Source organism: Arthrobacter sp. UYCu723, assembly GCF_054059215.1.
Map to the genome: position 1 here is coordinate 1,545,167 of NZ_JBSSBW010000001.1, position 16,056 is coordinate 1,561,222.

15 protein-coding genes and 2 pseudogenes are annotated in these 16,056 nt (G+C 67.5%); 9 read left to right on the top strand and 8 right to left on the bottom strand.

Annotated elements, in window-relative coordinates; translation table 11 throughout:
* Nucleotides 1-8: 8 nt before the first annotated feature.
* The 4 genes and pseudogenes from ACVWZ8_RS07170 to ACVWZ8_RS07185 all read left to right on the top strand — a co-directional run.
* Nucleotides 9-1,121 carry an alcohol dehydrogenase catalytic domain-containing protein gene (locus ACVWZ8_RS07170; protein WP_456504229.1) on the top strand — a complete coding sequence of 371 codons (1,113 nt, stop codon included), beginning with the start codon at nt 9-11 and terminating at the stop codon, nt 1,119-1,121.
* A gap of 167 nt (nt 1,122-1,288) precedes the next feature.
* Complete coding sequence (locus tag ACVWZ8_RS07175) at nt 1,289-2,758, top strand: peptide MFS transporter (protein ID WP_426975552.1); 1,470 nt, start codon at nt 1,289-1,291, stop codon at nt 2,756-2,758.
* Nucleotides 2,759-2,762: 4 nt separating this feature from the next.
* Complete coding sequence (locus ACVWZ8_RS07180) at nt 2,763-2,885, top strand: hypothetical protein (protein ID WP_426975551.1); 123 nt, start codon at nt 2,763-2,765, stop codon at nt 2,883-2,885.
* 109 nt (nt 2,886-2,994) lie between these two features.
* Nucleotides 2,995-3,519 (top strand): annotated as a pseudogene (locus ACVWZ8_RS07185) (mannitol dehydrogenase family protein); the annotation flags it as partial.
* A 34-nt stretch (nt 3,520-3,553) separates the two neighbouring features.
* Here ACVWZ8_RS07185 and ACVWZ8_RS07190 read toward each other — a convergent pair.
* Nucleotides 3,554-4,105: a DUF4190 domain-containing protein gene (locus ACVWZ8_RS07190; RefSeq protein WP_426975550.1), complete on the bottom strand. Its 552-nt coding sequence runs from the start codon at nt 4,103-4,105 to the stop codon at nt 3,554-3,556.
* Between the two features lie 135 nt (nt 4,106-4,240).
* On the opposite strand from ACVWZ8_RS07190, the gene pgm reads away from it, so the two are divergent.
* Nucleotides 4,241-5,890, top strand: coding sequence for a phosphoglucomutase (alpha-D-glucose-1,6-bisphosphate-dependent) (gene pgm / locus ACVWZ8_RS07195; protein ID WP_426975549.1), 1,650 nt, complete (start codon nt 4,241-4,243; stop codon nt 5,888-5,890).
* Nucleotides 5,891-5,907: 17 nt separating this feature from the next.
* On the opposite strand, the gene ACVWZ8_RS07200 is transcribed toward pgm, so the two are convergent.
* From ACVWZ8_RS07200 to ACVWZ8_RS07210, 3 genes are all read right to left on the bottom strand, one after another.
* Complete coding sequence (locus ACVWZ8_RS07200; protein ID WP_426975547.1) at nt 5,908-7,062, bottom strand: GGDEF domain-containing protein; 1,155 nt, start codon at nt 7,060-7,062, stop codon at nt 5,908-5,910.
* A gap of 182 nt (nt 7,063-7,244) precedes the next feature.
* Nucleotides 7,245-7,757 (bottom strand): 2'-5' RNA ligase family protein, encoded by a 513-nt coding sequence (locus tag ACVWZ8_RS07205; RefSeq protein WP_426975545.1) that lies wholly within the window; start codon nt 7,755-7,757, stop codon nt 7,245-7,247.
* Nucleotides 7,758-8,020: 263 nt separating this feature from the next.
* Nucleotides 8,021-8,626 carry a malonic semialdehyde reductase gene (locus tag ACVWZ8_RS07210; protein WP_426975544.1) on the bottom strand — a complete coding sequence of 202 codons (606 nt, stop codon included), beginning with the start codon at nt 8,624-8,626 and terminating at the stop codon, nt 8,021-8,023.
* A 259-nt stretch (nt 8,627-8,885) separates the two neighbouring features.
* Between ACVWZ8_RS07210 and ACVWZ8_RS07215 the strand changes: the two genes are divergently transcribed.
* Nucleotides 8,886-10,241 carry a uracil-xanthine permease family protein gene (locus ACVWZ8_RS07215; RefSeq protein ID WP_426975543.1) on the top strand — a complete coding sequence of 452 codons (1,356 nt, stop codon included), beginning with the start codon at nt 8,886-8,888 and terminating at the stop codon, nt 10,239-10,241.
* Between the two features lie 97 nt (nt 10,242-10,338).
* Here ACVWZ8_RS07215 and ACVWZ8_RS07220 read toward each other — a convergent pair whose 3' ends face one another.
* The gene (locus tag ACVWZ8_RS07220) at nt 10,339-10,752 is read right to left on the bottom strand and encodes a hypothetical protein (RefSeq protein WP_456504230.1); all 414 of its coding nucleotides are present in this window, start codon (nt 10,750-10,752) and stop codon (nt 10,339-10,341) included.
* A 380-nt stretch (nt 10,753-11,132) separates the two neighbouring features.
* On the opposite strand from ACVWZ8_RS07220, the gene ACVWZ8_RS07225 reads away from it, so the two are divergent.
* Nucleotides 11,133-11,633: a DUF6328 family protein gene (locus tag ACVWZ8_RS07225; protein WP_456504231.1), complete on the top strand. Its 501-nt coding sequence runs from the start codon at nt 11,133-11,135 to the stop codon at nt 11,631-11,633.
* Between the two features lie 60 nt (nt 11,634-11,693).
* On the top strand, nt 11,694-12,356 hold the full coding sequence (locus ACVWZ8_RS07230) for a DUF6766 family protein (protein WP_456504232.1): 663 nt from the start codon (nt 11,694-11,696) through the stop codon (nt 12,354-12,356).
* A gap of 44 nt (nt 12,357-12,400) precedes the next feature.
* On the opposite strand, the pseudogene ACVWZ8_RS07235 reads toward ACVWZ8_RS07230, so the two are convergent.
* Both ACVWZ8_RS07235 and ACVWZ8_RS07240 read right to left on the bottom strand, forming a co-directional pair.
* Nucleotides 12,401-13,914, bottom strand: a pseudogene (locus ACVWZ8_RS07235) (MFS transporter).
* 57 nt (nt 13,915-13,971) lie between these two features.
* Entirely contained in the window at nt 13,972-15,096 is a 1,125-nt protein-coding gene (locus ACVWZ8_RS07240; protein WP_456504233.1) for a glycerate kinase, read from the bottom strand.
* Here ACVWZ8_RS07240 and ACVWZ8_RS07245 point away from each other — a divergent pair.
* Nucleotides 15,095-15,286 (top strand): hypothetical protein, encoded by a 192-nt coding sequence (locus ACVWZ8_RS07245; protein ID WP_456504234.1) that lies wholly within the window; start codon nt 15,095-15,097, stop codon nt 15,284-15,286. The two genes, ACVWZ8_RS07240 and ACVWZ8_RS07245, sit on opposite strands and share 2 nt — an antisense overlap.
* On the opposite strand, the gene ACVWZ8_RS07250 is transcribed toward ACVWZ8_RS07245, so the two are convergent.
* A complete protein-coding gene (locus ACVWZ8_RS07250; RefSeq protein ID WP_456504235.1) occupies nt 15,246-16,046 on the bottom strand; it encodes a glycerophosphodiester phosphodiesterase in 801 nt (266 codons plus the stop codon). The genes ACVWZ8_RS07245 and ACVWZ8_RS07250 overlap by 41 nt on opposite strands.
* Nucleotides 16,047-16,056 lie beyond the last annotated feature (10 nt).

Sequence of the window (16,056 nt, forward strand, 5' to 3'; positions counted from 1 at the left end):
AGGGATCGATGAAGATCACCGGTGCAGTACTTGAGGAAATCGGCCGCCCGCGCCCGTTCGCGGACTCCAGGCCCATCACCATCTCGGAACTGGAGCTGGACGGTCCCGGGCACACTGAGATCCTGGTCCGGCTCGAGGCCGCCGGGATCTGCCATTCCGACCTGAGCGTTGTTGACGGCAACCGGGTGCGCCCGGTCCCGATGCTGCTCGGCCACGAGGCGGCGGGCCGCGTCGTCGAGGTCGGCTCCGAGGTCACAGACCTGGAACCGGGCCAGCGCGTGGTGATGTCCTTCCTGCCCCGCTGCGAATCGTGCGGGAACTGCGCCGCGGACGGCCGGCTGCCCTGCACCGCCGGTTCGAAGAGCAACGGGGAAGGGACGCTGCTGCACGGCTCCACGCACCTGAGCCGCGGGGGCGAAAAGGTCTATCACCATCTGGGCGTCTCGGGCTTCGCGAGCCACGCCGTGGTGGACCGGGCCTCGGCCGTGCCGGTCGGCGACGACATTCCCGCGGACATCGCCGCGGTCCTGGGCTGCGCCGTCTTGACCGGCGGCGGGGCCGTCCTCAACGCGGCCCGGCCGGAACCGAAGGACAGCATCATGATCGTGGGCCTCGGCGGCGTCGGCATGGCCGCCCTGATCACGGCCGTCTCCCAGGGCGTCTCCCGGATCGTGGCGGTGGACACCCTCGAGGAGAAACTCGAGCACGCCCGCCGGCTGGGCGCCCACGAGACGTACACCCCCCGGCAGGTCCTCGAGCAGGGCGTCAAGGCCAGGTATGTGATCGAATGCGCCGGAAATCCGCGTGCCTTCGAGACCGCCTTCGCGGCCACCGCCGTCGGCGGAACCACCATCACCGCGGGCCTGCCCTCGCCCGAGGCCCGGGCCGCGATCTCCCCGCTGACCATCACGGCCGAAGCCCGCACCATCGTGGGCAGCTACCTCGGCTCCGCCGTGCCTTCCCGCGACATCCCCAAGTACGCCCAGCTCTGGCGCGAAGGGAAGTTGCCAGTCGAGGAGCTGATCTCAGCCCGCATAGCACTGGCAGACATCAACCAGGCCATGGACCAGCTGGCCGACGGAAAAGCCGTCCGCCAGGTCATCATCTTCGACGCCGGGTAGCCCCTCATCCAGGTTGCGCTGTCACTTGTAGTTGCTATTCCGGGTCCATAGCGACATCTGCTGATAGGTCAAAGGGCGGGTGGGCCCGGGACAAAACGCCGGGCGAAGGACTTGCCCCGGGCCCCGCGAATGTGACAATCGCGCGTCACACTGTCAGCATTAAGTAAATGAGCACAACTCATTTATCCAATCCCCCCGCTACAACGCCGGGCGATACGTCCTTTTTTGGCCACCCAAAGATGCTGGCCAGCCTCTTCTCCGTAGAAATGTGGGAGCGCTTCTCCTTCTACGGAATGCAGGGAATCCTGCTTTACTACATGTACTTCACGGCTGCTCAGGGCGGCCTGGAAATTGAGCAGGGCCTGGCCGCCAGCCTGGTCGGCGCCTACGGCGGCGGCGTCTACCTCTCCACCATCCTCGGTGCCTGGCTCGCGGACCGGCTCTTCGGCTCCGAGCGCGTGCTGTTCGGCTCCGCCGTCATGATCATGGCCGGCCACATCGCGCTGGCCCTGGTTCCGGGCATTCCCGGATTGATCGCCGGCCTGGTGCTGGTGGGCGTCGGTTCCGGCGGCCTCAAGGCGAATGCCACCGCATTGGTGGGAAGCCTGTACCGCGAGAAGGATGAACGCCGCGACGCCGGCTTCTCCATCTTCTACATGGGCATCAACGCCGGCGCCCTGATCGGCCCGCTGGTCACCGGCTGGCTGCAGGAAAGCCACGGATTCCACTGGGGCTTCGGCGCCGCCGCCGTCGGCATGGCGCTGGGCTTGGGGATTTACGCTGCGGGCCGCAAGAGGCTCCCCGACGAGGCCCACCGGGTGCCCAACCCGCTGCCCGCCCCGGAGCGCACCAAGTACGGCGCGATCTTCGCCGGCATCGCGGCCGCTATCGCCGTGCTGCTCGCCACCGGCACCGTGAATGCCGGGAACCTGGCCATGTCCATGGCCTACGCCGCGATCGGCGCGTCCGTCCTCTACTTCGTCCTGATCTTCAGCAGCAAGAAGGTCTCCGGCACCGAGCGCCAGCGCGTTGCAGCGTTCATTCCGCTGTACATCGCCTCGGCCGCCTTCTGGGCCCTGTTCCAGCAGCAGTTCACCTTCATCGCCGTGTACTCGGAGGAGAAGCTGGACCGCAACCTGTTTGGCTGGGAAATGCCGGCGGCCTGGGTGCAGTCCATCAACCCGGTGTTCATCATCATCTTCGCCGGCGTCATGGCTGCACTGTGGACCCGGCTGGGCCGGAAGCAGCCCGGTTCGGCGCTGAAGTTCTCGATCGGCCTGTTCGTGATGGGGCTGGCGTTCCTAGCCTTCATCCCGCTGGCCGGCGGGGGCAAGACGCCGCTGCTCGCCCTGGTCGGGATCCTGTTCCTGTTCACCCTCGCGGAACTGTTCCTCTCCCCGATCGGGCTGTCGGTGACCACCAAGCTGGCACCCAAGGCCTTCCACACGCAGATGGTGGCGCTGTTCTTCCTCTCGGTGTCCCTCGGCACCACGCTGGCCGGCATCCTGTCCGGCCTGTACAACCCGAAGGACGAGCTGCCGTACTTCACCGGCATCGGCGGAACCGCCATGCTACTGGCCGTCGGCCTCGCCGCGGCCTCGCCGGCAATCAAGAAGCTCATGGGCGGCGTACGCTGACCCGATGAGCACCAAGCATCGCCCGCCGGTTGAGTCGTGCGTCTACGTCCCCGCCCCCGGCGAGGCGTCCGACGTCGAACTCATGCCGGCGGGCGATGTCACCGACGGTGTGACGCCGGGCGGCTGACGGCAGCCCTCACCGTCCAGGGGCTGACCGCCCGGACGGAGAAGGCCAGACGGAGACGGTCCCTCAGCGGCTCACGGGTCCCGCGGCGTCCAGCAGCTCCAGCTCCGCACGCCTCGGCGCGCTGCGGGGATATCCGACGATCGCCGTCGCCGACGACGCCCTGGTCCGGGAAGCCCGGAAACTCCAACGCGATGACGTGATCCCCACGCAGACAGCGCCGGCCGGACTCGATCTTTACGAATACGGCGAATCAATCCTCACGCGGTTCGCGAATCCGAACCTTGGCCCCACCACCATCCAGGTCGCCATGGACGGATCCCAGAAGTTGCCAGTCCGCGTCCTCGGCACCGTGGCGGACCGGCTCAGGGCCGGTGACGTGCCCTATTCCGCAGCCTTGCTGCTTGCCGCCTGGATGGTTTTCATCTACCGCGGACGCGACGTCAACGGGAAGGCCCTGGCCCTCGATGACCCGATGGCAGATGCCCTGCGCGAGGCAGCCGCCGGATCCGAGGCTGGACTTGCGGACAGACTCCTGTCACTCAACTCGATCTTCCCCGAGGAGGTGTCCGCCCACGCTGACTCCCGCGCGGCGGTGGCATCCAGCGTAAGGCGCCTCTGGTCAGAGGTCGCCTAGGAAAAGCCGGCCGGAGGCGCCTGTCAGTGCCTCTTTAGACCCCGTAACCGCTGTAGCGTGCGCTGCCGAACACGGCCGCAAGAATCACGATGACCAATATGGTGAGTGCGATGCCCACGTACCCCAGCACCAGACCCGCGACGGCCATGCCCCTGCCTGACGGCTCCCTCGTGAGGGCCAGGTGACCCAGGATGACCGCCGCGATCTGCGGAAGGATAAAAAACCCGAACCCCACGAACACGGCTATGCCGCAGCAAAGGCTCGCTACGCTCAGGCCCTTGGGCTCGGGCGGCATCCCGTAGTAGCCTGGCTGGCCGTAGGCGTTGTAGCTTGCGCCCGGCTGGCCGTACGCGTTGTAGGGGCCGCCCGGCTGGCCGTACGCGTTGTAGGGGCCGCCCGGCTGGCCCGGCGCACCGTACGGCTGGCCCGGCGCACCGTACGGTTGGCCCTGCGGCTGGCCGTAGCCCGGGTCGGATTGCGGTACTGGTTGCGTAGCGGAGATCTCGTCTCCCGGCTGCTGGGTGTACGACGGCGGCTGGTAGCCGTGCGGCGTCTCGTCCTTGCCCGATGTCGGCTGGTCAGTCATGGAAGTCCCCTTTTGAAAGTCCCTGGCTCCAGACTACCGCCGCCCGGTTCCGACGATCAGGAAATTCTGCGTCACAGGGGCCGGATTCCCTACAAATCGTGTTGTGGTCCGCCCCCCGTCTGGCATGCTGGTGCCATGGCTAGCCGCGCGGGCACTGTTGCCCAACCCCAAGACCTTGTTGACCTCACTGCGCTCCTGGATGCGTACTACGACGTATCGCCGGACCTTGGCGACCCCGGACAGCGGGTGGCGTTCGGCACCTCCGGTCACCGCGGCTCCAGCCTGAAGGCCTCCTTCAACGAGCCGCACATCCTGGCCATCACCCAGGCGATCGTGGAATACCGGGCTGGCCAAGGCATCACCGGCCCCCTGTACCTGGCCAAGGACACCCATGCGCTCAGCGAGCCGGCCCAAAACTCCGCCCTGGAAGTGCTCGCGGCGAACGGCGTGAACGTTCTGATCGACGCCCGCCACGGTTACACACCCACCCCGGCCCTGAGCCACGCCATCCTCACCCACAACAACAACTCCCCCGCCGGGGCGCCGCAGGCTGACGGCATCGTGGTCACCCCCAGCCACAACCCGCCCGGCGACGGCGGCTTCAAGTACAACCCCCCGCACGGCGGACCCGCGGACACCGACGCCACCGGCTGGATCGCCAACCGTGCCAACGAACTGCTGGAGAACGGACTGCGCGGGGTCAAGCGGATTCCCGTCGCCGATGCCCTCAGCGCCGGCACCACCGGCAAGTTCGACTTCCTCAGCAGCTACGTGGACGACCTCCCCTCGGTCCTGGACCTCAACGCGATCCGCGAGGCCGGCGTCCGGATCGGCGCCGACCCCATGGGCGGCGCGTCCGTGGACTACTGGGGAGAGATCGGCGAGCGCCACCACCTGAACCTCACCGTGGTCAACCCCACTGTCGACCCGCAGTGGGCGTTCATGACCCTCGACTGGGACGAGAAAATCCGGATGGACTGCTCCTCGCCGTCGGCGATGGCGTCCCTGATCAACCGCATGTCCGACGGCGCCAAGTTCGACGTCGCCACCGGCAACGACGCGGACGCCGACCGCCACGGGATCGTTACTCCGGACGGCGGGCTGATGAACCCGAACCACTACCTCGCCGTCGCAATCGACTACCTCTACCGCCACCGCACCGGCTGGAATCCGCAGTCCGTGATCGGCAAGACCCTGGTTTCCTCCTCGATCATCGACCGGGTGGCAGAAAGCCTGGGCCGCAAGCTGGTGGAAGTCCCTGTGGGCTTCAAGTGGTTCGTCCCGGGCCTGCTGTCCGGCGAAGGCGCCTTCGGCGGCGAGGAATCAGCCGGCGCGTCCTTCAACAAGATGGACGGCAGCGTGTGGACCACTGACAAGGACGGCATCCTGCTGGCCCTGCTGGCCTCGGAGATCACCGCGGTGACCGGCAAATCGCCGTCGCAGCTCTACAAGGGCCTCACGGAGCAGTTCGGCGACCCCGTCTATGCCCGGATCGACGCCGCTGCCACCCGCGAGCAGAAAGCCGCCCTCGGCAAGCTGTCGCCTTCGGACGTCACTGCCACGGAACTGGCCGGGGAGACCATCACCGCCAAGCTGACGAAAGCACCGGGCAACGGCGCGGCGATCGGCGGCCTCAAGGTGGTCACCGAAAACGCCTGGTTCGCTGCCCGGCCTTCCGGCACCGAGGACGTCTACAAGATCTATGCCGAGTCCTTCAAGGGCGCCGATCACCTCAAGCAGGTCCAGGCTGAGGCTAAAGCCCTCGTCGACGGCGTCATTTCCTAAGGGTCAGGCCGTAGCGGTCAGGCCGACTTTTCCTCAAGGTGGCTGGCCAGCACCGAGCGGTCTCTGCCCAGCGATTTCGCCTGGTAGAGGGCCGCATCGGCTGCGGCCACCATCTTCGGGAGTTCCGCCCTTCCGGGGCCGGTGGCCGCGATGCCGTAGCTCACCGTCGGGAGTCGCGGAATCGTGCTGGACCGCAACGCCTCCAGGCGGCGGCTGATGTCCGCCGCAATTCCGCTGGCCACCTCCGGCGTCACCCCGGGGAGCAGCAGGATGAACTCCTCGCCCCCGTACCGGCCCACGAGGTCGGTGGACCGGACAGTGGACGTGCACGCGTCCGCAAAGGCCTTGAGCGCAGCATCGCCTGCCGAATGGCCGAAGTCGTCGTTGATGGCCTTGAAATGGTCGAGATCGGCCAGGACCAAGGAGCCGATGGTCCTGGTCCGGCTGAGTTCGTGTTCGGCCAGGTCAAGGAATGCCGTCCGGTTCAGCAGACCGGTCAGGCCATCGACCGTCGCCCGCGCCCGTAAATCCTGGGTCAGCTGCTCATTGCTCAATTCGGCCATGGTGAAGGACGCCACGACCAGAATCACGGCCGAAAAGATGGTCGTCGTCGCTGATCCGAAGATCGAGAGGAACACCGGGCCCTCGCGCCCGTCCGCCAGAAAGGCAACAAGGCGGCCCAGGTAGAACACGGCCAAGATGCCGGAGCCGACGGCGAGCGTGCGGTGCACGCGCGAAAAATTGTGGTCGAGCAGGAAGAGCTCACGGCACGCGAGGCCGATCAGGACGCCCATGAACGCCAGATAGGCCGGGCCCCCCGCCCAGACGTTCGTGGCCGGCTGGTCCAGCACCGACGCGACGGCGGTGACGGCGGGACCGGCGGCAAGAAGCCATGCCTTGGGAACCGCGGTCCGGAGCGAACGGGCGCCGGCCCAGATACTGGCCGCTCCTGCGACGAGGAGTACGTTTCCTCCGGGGTTGGCCCACACCTGATGGGCGGTGCCGTCTAACAGATACGCTGCATTGCCGGTCAAGAACAGGAACAGGGCCATGCACCACCAGCCGCTGTAAGTGGATCGGGTGCGGCGGAAGGTGATGAAATAAAAAAGCAGCAGCAGGGTCAAATCAACCACCGCCAAAGCGACTCGCAAGGTCAGGGTGTCAAGCATCATGTTGTGGCCCCCGGTCCGCACCTAATAGCCCCACATTTGTGGACGCAGCGTCGCGTGACCCAAGTATGGCACCCCCGGGCCGGATTTCATGGTGCGTGCTGAGGATGTGACTCGCCTCGAGCCACCCGCGGCATCGACCGCCGGGACCGCCGCGGAACCAGACACCGGCCGCGGGACGCTGCTCATGCCGCTGGAAGGGTCCAGAGCTTGAGGACCCGCCGGGTCGCATGCCCGCCGCCGGGCGCCATATCCACCAGCGCGATCCGGTCCAGGACCACCACCTGACCGTCCCGCACACGCCTGTCACCGCGGTGCGAGACGTGCGGCCGGTAGCCCGCCAGGGCGTAGGCGGGAGCCGCGATCCTGCCGGGCACAGCCGCCACCATCCGCACCAGCGATTCATGGAGCGCCTGCAGCGGTTCGCTGGGCTCGATCAGGCGGACCGGGATCAAGCCGGACCTGCCGAACCCTGCTTCCCCGCCGGCAGTCAGACGGATGCCGAGCGCCGCGGCGACGGGGGCCGCCATGAGTCCGGCAATCCTCTCGGCCAGCGCATCGGGGACCGACGCCGGCGCGCCTGCGTGACCCACTACCTCGAACTTGGCCAGTGTGACGTGCAGCGGCCAGTCATCGCGGGGAAATTCGAGCCCCTCGGTGACGGGCTCCAGGAAAGCCACCACAATCAGGTTCCGCATGGGGAAAGTCTGCCACGGCAGCCGGGCCAAGGGACGGCGGCACCCCACCTGCGAAACGCCCTGTGGTATCGGCCCCGATGCGGACTAGACTGGGAAGTGGGCACGGATGCGGCCTTGCGCTCACCCGCAGAATGCGTCCCGAGTGCCTCCGGCCTGTCCCCCATGGTGCCGGAGGCACCTCCGCGTCATGGCGAGCCGGAGGAACCCTGCGTCCCGGCGTGCCGGAGGCACCCTGCATCCACAAAATGCGCAGGGCCAGGGCGTCAGAGCGTCCGGACGACGTCCTCGTAGGCGAATTTCGGCTTCGCGGCACCCCACGCGTCGGCAGCGGGCCGGCCGATGTTGACCACCAGGAAGCTCTTCTGGCTGCCATCGGGGAAGAACGCCTCGTCAATCGCGGCGAAGTCCGCTCCCGTCATGGGACCCGCGGCGAAGCCAAGCGAGCGCACCGCCAGGATGAAGTAGCCGGCCTGCAGATGCGCATTGTTGTTGCCCGTGGCCGCGGCCAGGTCCGGGGCGGCGTCGTACATGGCCTTGGGGGCGTTGAAGCCGGGAAGGAAGTTGTCCCACTGCTCCTGCCAGGAGGTGTCGTAGCTGAGGATCGCGACCAGGGGTGCCGACGCCGTCTTGGCACGGTTGCCGTTCGAGAGGGCGTCGACGAGGGTGGCGCGGGCCTCGGCGGAGCGGACGTAGCTCACGCGCAGCGGCTGCGAGTTAAAGGCGGTCGGCCCGAACTTGGTGAGCTCGTAGATGGCCCGGGCCTGTTCATCGGTGACCTCGCCGGTGAAGGCGTTGGCCGTGCGGGCCTCGGCAAAGATGGCGTCCACCGCGGCGGCGTCGATTACTGCTTCATCATGGGCGATCGTCATTCGCGTCCCTTTCGCTTGCCTGCCCGGCCTGGGAGCAGGGCGTTTGTGCTGTCCATAGTTGCAACTTCAACTGATGCAGTCTGCTTCCCGTGGCGCCCCGTGACGTCCAGCACACAGGACGTCCAGCACACAGGACGTCCGGCACACAGGACGTCCGGCACAGCGGCACCGCCGGAGCGGGCGGGCAAGACCGGCGCGGTAAAGTTGCTCCGGAAGATTCCTTCCCGCCCCGCCACACATTCTCTGAAAGGCTCCGGCAATGAGCATGCTCGGTACCAAATGGAAGCTCCACGGCAACGGCAGGTCCATCCGCCCCGGCGGGGTCGTCAAGCCGGATGAGCGCCTCGCCTGGCCGCTGACCATCGGCGTCGGTATGCAGCACGTCGTCGCCATGTTCGGCGCCACCTTCCTGGTCCCGATCATCACCGGCATGCCGCCGGCCACCACCCTGTTCTTTTCCGGCATCGGGACCCTGCTGTTCCTCGTCATCACCAAGGGCCAGGTACCCAGCTACCTCGGTTCCAGCTTCGCCTTCATCGCCCCGATCATGGCCTCGCAGCAGCAGTACGGCGTTCCGGGAGCCCTCGGCGGCGTGGTGCTGGCCGGCGTCGGGCTGGCCATCATCGGCGCCGTCGTGCAGAAATTCGGGGCGGGCTGGATCAACCGCCTGATGCCCCCGATCGTCACCGGCGCCATCGTGGCGCTGATCGGCCTCAACCTCGCGCCCGCCGCGAAGAACAATTTCGACGCCGCCCCGGTCACGGCCCTGATCACGCTCGCCACGATCATCCTCGTCAGCGTCTTCTTCCGCGGCATCCTGGGCCGGCTGAGCATCCTTGTCGGCGTGGTGGTCGGCTACATCGTGGCGATGATCCGCGGCGAAGTGGACTACTCCAAGATGGACGGCGCGGCGTGGATCGGGCTGCCGCACTTCCAGACCCCCGAATTCCACCTCGGCGTCGTCGGCCTGTTCGTCCCGGTGGTGCTGGTGCTGGTCGCCGAGAACATCGGCCATGTGAAGTCCGTGTCCGCGATGACCGGCCAGAACCTCGACGGCGTCTCCGGACGCGCGCTGATGGCCGACGGCGCGGCGACCGTGCTCGCCGGCCTGGGCGGCGGCTCAGGCACCACCACCTACGCGGAGAACATCGGCGTCATGGCTGCGACGAAGGTCTATTCCACGGCGGCGTACTGGGTGGCTGGCAGCTTCGCCGTGGTGCTCAGCTTCTCGCCGAAGTTCGGCGAACTCATCGCCACTGTCCCGGCCGGTGTGCTCGGCGGCGCCGCCACGATGCTGTACGGCATGATCGGCGTCCTCGGCGTGAAGATCTGGGTCCAGAACAAGGTGAACTTTGCCAACCCGGTGAACCTGACGACGGCCGCCGTCGCGCTTATTGTCGGCATCGCGGACTACACCTGGACCATCGGCGACCTGAAGTTCACCGGCATCGCACTGGGTTCCGCCGCGGCGCTGGTGATCTACCACGGCATGAAGGCCATCGCGAAGGCCCGCGGCACGGTCGCGGAGCCGGAAGCCGAGGAGCCCGCGACGGTGGCTGCGGTCAGGGCCGCCACGAACGCCGCCGCGAAGCGCGCGCCGAAGAAGCGGCGCTAACGCCAGCAGCAACCAAGCGAAAGGCCGGCGTCGGGCCACCGGATGGTGGCAGGGCGCCGGCCTTTTTCGCCGATGGCAGCGACTTGTCGACGGCGGTTTAGCCGGCGTCGAACGGTTCCTCATCGTCGCCGCTGCCCTTCGGCGCCTTGCTCTCCGGCAGGTCCTCGCCGGAACCGTCGGGCAGCCCCGCGGCGTCCTGGCCGGGTTCCGAGGAGAACGGCCGCCAGGCGTCGGGTTGCTCGGTGTTGGCACCATCCATCTCGGCCTCCGAGGAAGGCACTTCGGCGTCGAATCCGGGCTCTGAACTGGCGTTTTCTGAACTCATTTGTTCCTCCGTTCCTCCGAAGCGTCCGGCTCCGGGTTCTCCTGCACTGTCCTGGTCTTCTGGGCCGAACTCGCTGAGGTCCAGCGCTCCGGCCGGGTAGGTCTCACCGTCCGGACTGTCCTGGCTCAGGCCTGCGGCGTCGAACGCCTCGTCCTCCCGGGGCTGTGCGAAACTTCTTCGCGTCATCGCCGGGCATTTCCTGCTCCGCCGTCGGGGTTCCATAGCCGCCGGCTTCTTCGATCGGGTCCTGCTGGTTGTCCTGAGTCATGTCATTCCTCCTGCTGTTGGAATCGTTGTGGAAACGGACTTGCTGGATGACCTTGCTTGAAATGTGCCCGGACCCACGGCCGCTCGGAGGCCCTTGCCGGGGGCGAGTTCCGCGGGCTGGCCCTCGGCCGCCGGCGCGAAACCGGCCCCTCGAAACCATCCCAGCGAAGTAAACAGTTCCAGCCTACCCGGAAAATAATCAGCAGACTTAGTACCAGCTTGAATTTAGCAGGCCTCAAGCCTAGGTTGAGTGTTAACTGCCCCCGCAGTCCGATCCGCATTCACCCGGAGGTGCGCCAGTGCCCGGTCCAGAAGAGTCCACCAGACACGGACGAAACGAGTCCGTCGAGGAAAAAATGGACCGCAACTGGATGGAGCTCCTGCAGGAACTCCGGGTGCTGCAGACGGGAGTGCAGATCCTCGCTGGCTTCCTGCTCACCCTGCCGTTCCAGTCGAGGTTCGAGACGCTGGACGACGTCCAGATCACCCTCTACCTTGCCAACGTGGCGCTGGCCGCCCTCACCACCGCGCTGATCCTGCTGCCGGTGAGCGTGCACCGCCGCCTGTTCCGCTTGCGCCTCAAGGCCACCCTGGTGTCCAGCGCCGACCGGATAGCCAAGGTGGCCCTGGCCGGCGTCGCGCTCCTCAGCGTCGGCACCTCCGCGCTGGTCTTCGATGTCACGGCGGGGCGGACGGCGGGCTTCACCGCCGGGGCGGTGCTGCTGGCGGCCCTGCTCATCCTGCTGGTCTTTGTGCCGGGCAGGCTCCGCCGGCAGGCAAACAAACGGGAAATCACATGACGAGCACCGCAAGCCACAACGCAGCACACCTTCAGGAGGAACTATGAGCAAGGAGGAACCATGAGCAAGTGGGTCAGGGAACGCGGCCTGCTGTTGGCCAACATCGGACTCTTCCTCGTCTTCTTCGGCGGGATGATCCTCAGCGGGGCCGCCGACTACAGCGAGGATCAGGTGACCCACGGCGAATCAGCCGTTTCGGTCCTTGAGTACCTCGGGACCGGGGCATTCCTCGAGGCGACCTTTGAGAACTGGGAGTCCGAGTTCCTGCAGATGGGCATGTACGTCATCCTGACGGTGTTCCTCTTCCAGAAAGGATCATCGGAGTCGAAGCCGATGGGCCGCACGGCGCCGCAGGACGCGGACCCCCGGGATGCGGCCCTCAAGTCAGCCACGCCGTGGCCGGTGCGGCGCGGCGGCTGGGTCCTCAGACTCTACGAACACTCCCTGTCGATCATGTTCCTGCTGCTGTTCCTCATGTCCATCGCCCTTCACGCGGTGGGCGGCAGTGAAGCGTACAGCGAAGAGCAGCAAAGCCACGGGCAACCGCCGGTCACCGTTCTGGGGTATCTCGCGACGAGCCGGTTCTGGTTCGAGTCCTTCCAGAACTGGCAGAGCGAATTCCTGGCCGTAGCCGTGCTGGTGGGCGCCTCGGTTTACCTCCGCGAGAAGGGTTCCCCGGAGTCCAAGCCGGTGGCCGAGCCGCACTATGAGACCGGCACCTGAGCCGGGCCGGTCCGCTCGGACGCTCGCTGTCCTACGGCGCGTCCCTAGTCCGGCGTGCCGGTCTTCCGGTCTCCTGCTCTGTTCTGCCGCTCGCCGGCCTGCCGCTCGTCGGCCTGGGCCGGTGACTCGTAGGTGTGATCGAAGGGCATCTTGCTAAGATCCAGGTTCTCGTTGGAGTCCTGGCTCGCGACCAGCTCGTGGGCCTCCTCCAGCGAATCCACGCTGGGCGTGGAACCGAGCAACGGGCGTCCGGCAGTCTCCCTGATGAAGAAAACGGCCACGGCGCCGATCGCGGAGGTGCCCACCAGATAGTAGGCAGGCATCATGTCATTTCCCGAGGAGGCGATGAGCGCCGCAATGATGAACGGGGCCGTACCGCCGAAAATGGCGACGGCGAAATTGTAGGCAATGCCCATGGCGCCGTAGCGGCTGGCCGTGGGGAACAGCGCCGGCAACGCCGAGGCCAGATTCGCCACATAAAACGTCAGCGGAAACGCGACGAGAGCCAGCCCCAGGAGGGTGGACCAGATCTCCCCCACGCCGATAAACATGAAGGCCGGGACCGCCAGGATCACGGTCCCGAGCGAACCGATCCACAGCACCGGGCGGCGGCCGATCCGGTCCGAGAGCCGGCCGGTGAGCGGAATGGCCGCAGCCATCGCGACGAGGATCGGAATCGTCAGCAGCGTCCCATGCAATTCGTCATAGCCCTTGGTCGCGGTCAGATAAGTCGGCATATAGGATGTCAGCGCGTAGCCCACCGTGTTGGCGGCCGCGACCAGGACTATCGCCAACAGGATGCTTTGCCAGTGGGACGCAATAATTGCCACCGGACCCTTGGCCTCGACCGCCCCTTCAGCCTCCGCTGATGTCCGTGCGTCAAGGGTGGCCTGGAACGTGGGAGACTCCTCAATCTTCAGGCGGAAGTAGATGGCCACGATCCCAAGCGGTCCGGCGATCAGGAAGGGGATCCGCCAGCCCCAGCCCTCCATGGCGGGCTGGCCGAGCGTGACCTGCAGCACGGAAACCAGAGCAGCGCCGAGGGCGAAGCCCATATAACTTCCGAGGTCAAGGAAGCTGGCAAAGAAGCCGCGGCGGCTGTCGGGGGCATGTTCACTGACAAACGTCGTGGCGCCCGCATATTCGCCGCCGGTGGAGAAGCCCTGAACGAGCTTGGTCGCCACCAGCAGCACGGCAGCCCATATTCCCAGGACCGAGTACCCCGGGAGCAGGCCGACGACGAACGTGGCCGCCGCCATGATCATGAGGGTCATGGACAGCACCTTCTGCCGGCCGATCTTGTCACCCAGCCAGCCGAAGAACACGCCGCCGAGCGGACGGGCGATGAAGGTCGCGGCAAAGGTCCCCAGCAGGAACAGGTTCTGCACGGTCTTGTCGGCCTCCGGCAGGAAGACCAGGCCCATGGTGGTGATGAGGTAGCCGAACACGCCGACGTCGTACCATTCCATGGTGTTGCCCACGATGGTGCCGCCCAGGCCTTACGCATCATCGGGCGATCGACGATGTTGATGTGGTGAACCTTCAACCGCCGCGGTATGAGTGTCCGCGTGGCTACGCGCCTTCCAGAGCTCGCGGCCGACGGCGAACGCCGGCCTCAGGCGCCTTCCAGGACCTGGCTGGTGGCCCAGGCGAGGTACTTCGCGGCGTTCGCGACGGCGTCGTCCGGGCTTCCCGCGAGGTCCAGCAGCTGCGCGGCGGCCACCACACCGTGCTGCGCCAGGTCCTCCGGGGTGACCAGGATGCGGCCGGCCACCACGATCACCGGGATGCCGAGGTCCCGGGCGGCGTCGGCGAGCGCAATCGGCGCCTTCCCGGTGAGCGACTGCGAATCCAGCGACCCCTCCCCGGTGATGACGAGGTCCGCCTGGGCGAGTTTTTCTCCGAGGCCGGTGAGTCCGGCCACCAGCTCGAAGCCGCCTTCGAGGGCGGCGTTGCTGAAGGCCAGGAACGACGCCGGGAATCCGCCCGCCGCCCCGGCCCCCGGAACGTTGACGTCCCGGCCGGTGGCCTGGCGCAGCACCGAGGCCCAGTTCCGCAGCCCCGCGTCGAGCATCTCCACGGCGTCCTCGTCGGCGCCCTTCTGCGGGCCGAAGACGTGCGCCGCTCCGTCGCTTCCGAACAATGGGTTCTGCACGTCGACGGCGATCCGGAACTTGACCGCGGCCAGCCGGGGATCGAGTCCGCTGACATCCACGGAGGCGACATCTGCCAGCGAGCCGCCGCCCAGGGGCACCACGTTGCCCGCGGCGTCCAGCGGCTTGAGGCCCAGGGCCCGGAGCGCCCCGCTGCCGCCGTCGCTCATCGCCGAGCCGCCCACGCCCAGCACGATCTCCGTGGCGCCGGCATCCAGGGCAGCGGCGATCAGCTGGCCGCAGCCGTAGCTGTGGGCGCGCAGGGCGTTGGCCGGGGTCGGCTCCATGTGCGCCAGGCCGGATGCCTGCGCGGTTTCGATCACGGCGGTGCCGCCGCCGAACGCATCCAGGCGGAGGGCCCAGGCGGCGCCAATGGGCGCCAGGATGGGGCCGACGACGGCGTTGAGCCGCTCCTCGTACCCGGCCGCGACGGCGGCCTCCAGGGTTCCCTCGCCGCCGTCGGCGATCGGAAACTGGACGGTCTCGGCGTCGGGGTAGACGCGCAAGGCACCTTCGGCGATGGCGGCGGCGGCTTCGATGGCGGTGAGCGAGCCCTTGAATTTGTCCGGGGCGATGAGGATGCGCATGGCTCTATCCTGCCAGCCCGGCTGCGGGACCGGTGCCGGCGGCCGGCTGGGAGGGCTGGGCTACTTCGTCCGCGACCTCGTCGAGGAGCTCGCGCCGCTGATGGCGGAGCTGTCCGCCGGAGCCCGGTGCCTGCATCGAGGCGCGGGCGTCAGCGCCGCCACTCGCCGCGTTCCTGCAGCACCGCTTTGAGCAGGTCGGCGCGGTCCGTGACGATCCCGTCCACGCCGAGGTCCAGCAACCGGTGCATTTCGGCCTGCTCGTTGATGGTCCAGACGTGCACCTGCAGGCCGTGGCGGTGGGCGCGCCGCACAAAGCCTGGCGTCACCACGGTCACGGCGCCGTAGCTGACCGGCACCTGCAGCGCGTGAACGCCGCGGAGCACACGCGCCGCGACCAGCCGCATCAGCGGGCCAGGCAACACCGGGCCCAGCAGGACGAACAGGCCGGTGGACACGATTCCCGCAGAGCTCGCGGCCGGACGGCTGAGCCGCTTCAGCACGGCGCGGCGCCTGCGGTCCGAAAAGCTGGCAATCAGCACCCGGTCATGCAGCCCGTACCGCTCGATCGCCGCGGCCAGGGAGTCGACGGAGTTCCAATCCTTGACATCAAGGTTCAGCCGGACGTCCGGAAAGGCCGTGATGAGTTCCGCAAACAGCGGGATCGGCTCCGCGCCGCCGATCCGGGCCCGGGCGACCGTCTCCGCCAGCAGTTCTGAGATCCGGCCGCTGCCGTCCGTGACCCGGTCCAATGTTGCATCGTGGAACAGCACCAGCACGCCGTCGGCGGTGGTGTGGACGTCCGTCTCCAGGTGCCGGAACCCGAGCTCGACGGCGGCGCCGAAGGCGACCATGGAGTTTTCCAGGCCGGCCTGGGAGAAGCCGCGGTGAGCCATGGCGAGGGGCGCGTCGGGGGCTCCGCCGGCGGAAAAATACGGGTGGGACGTCGTCACTCCTGAAGCG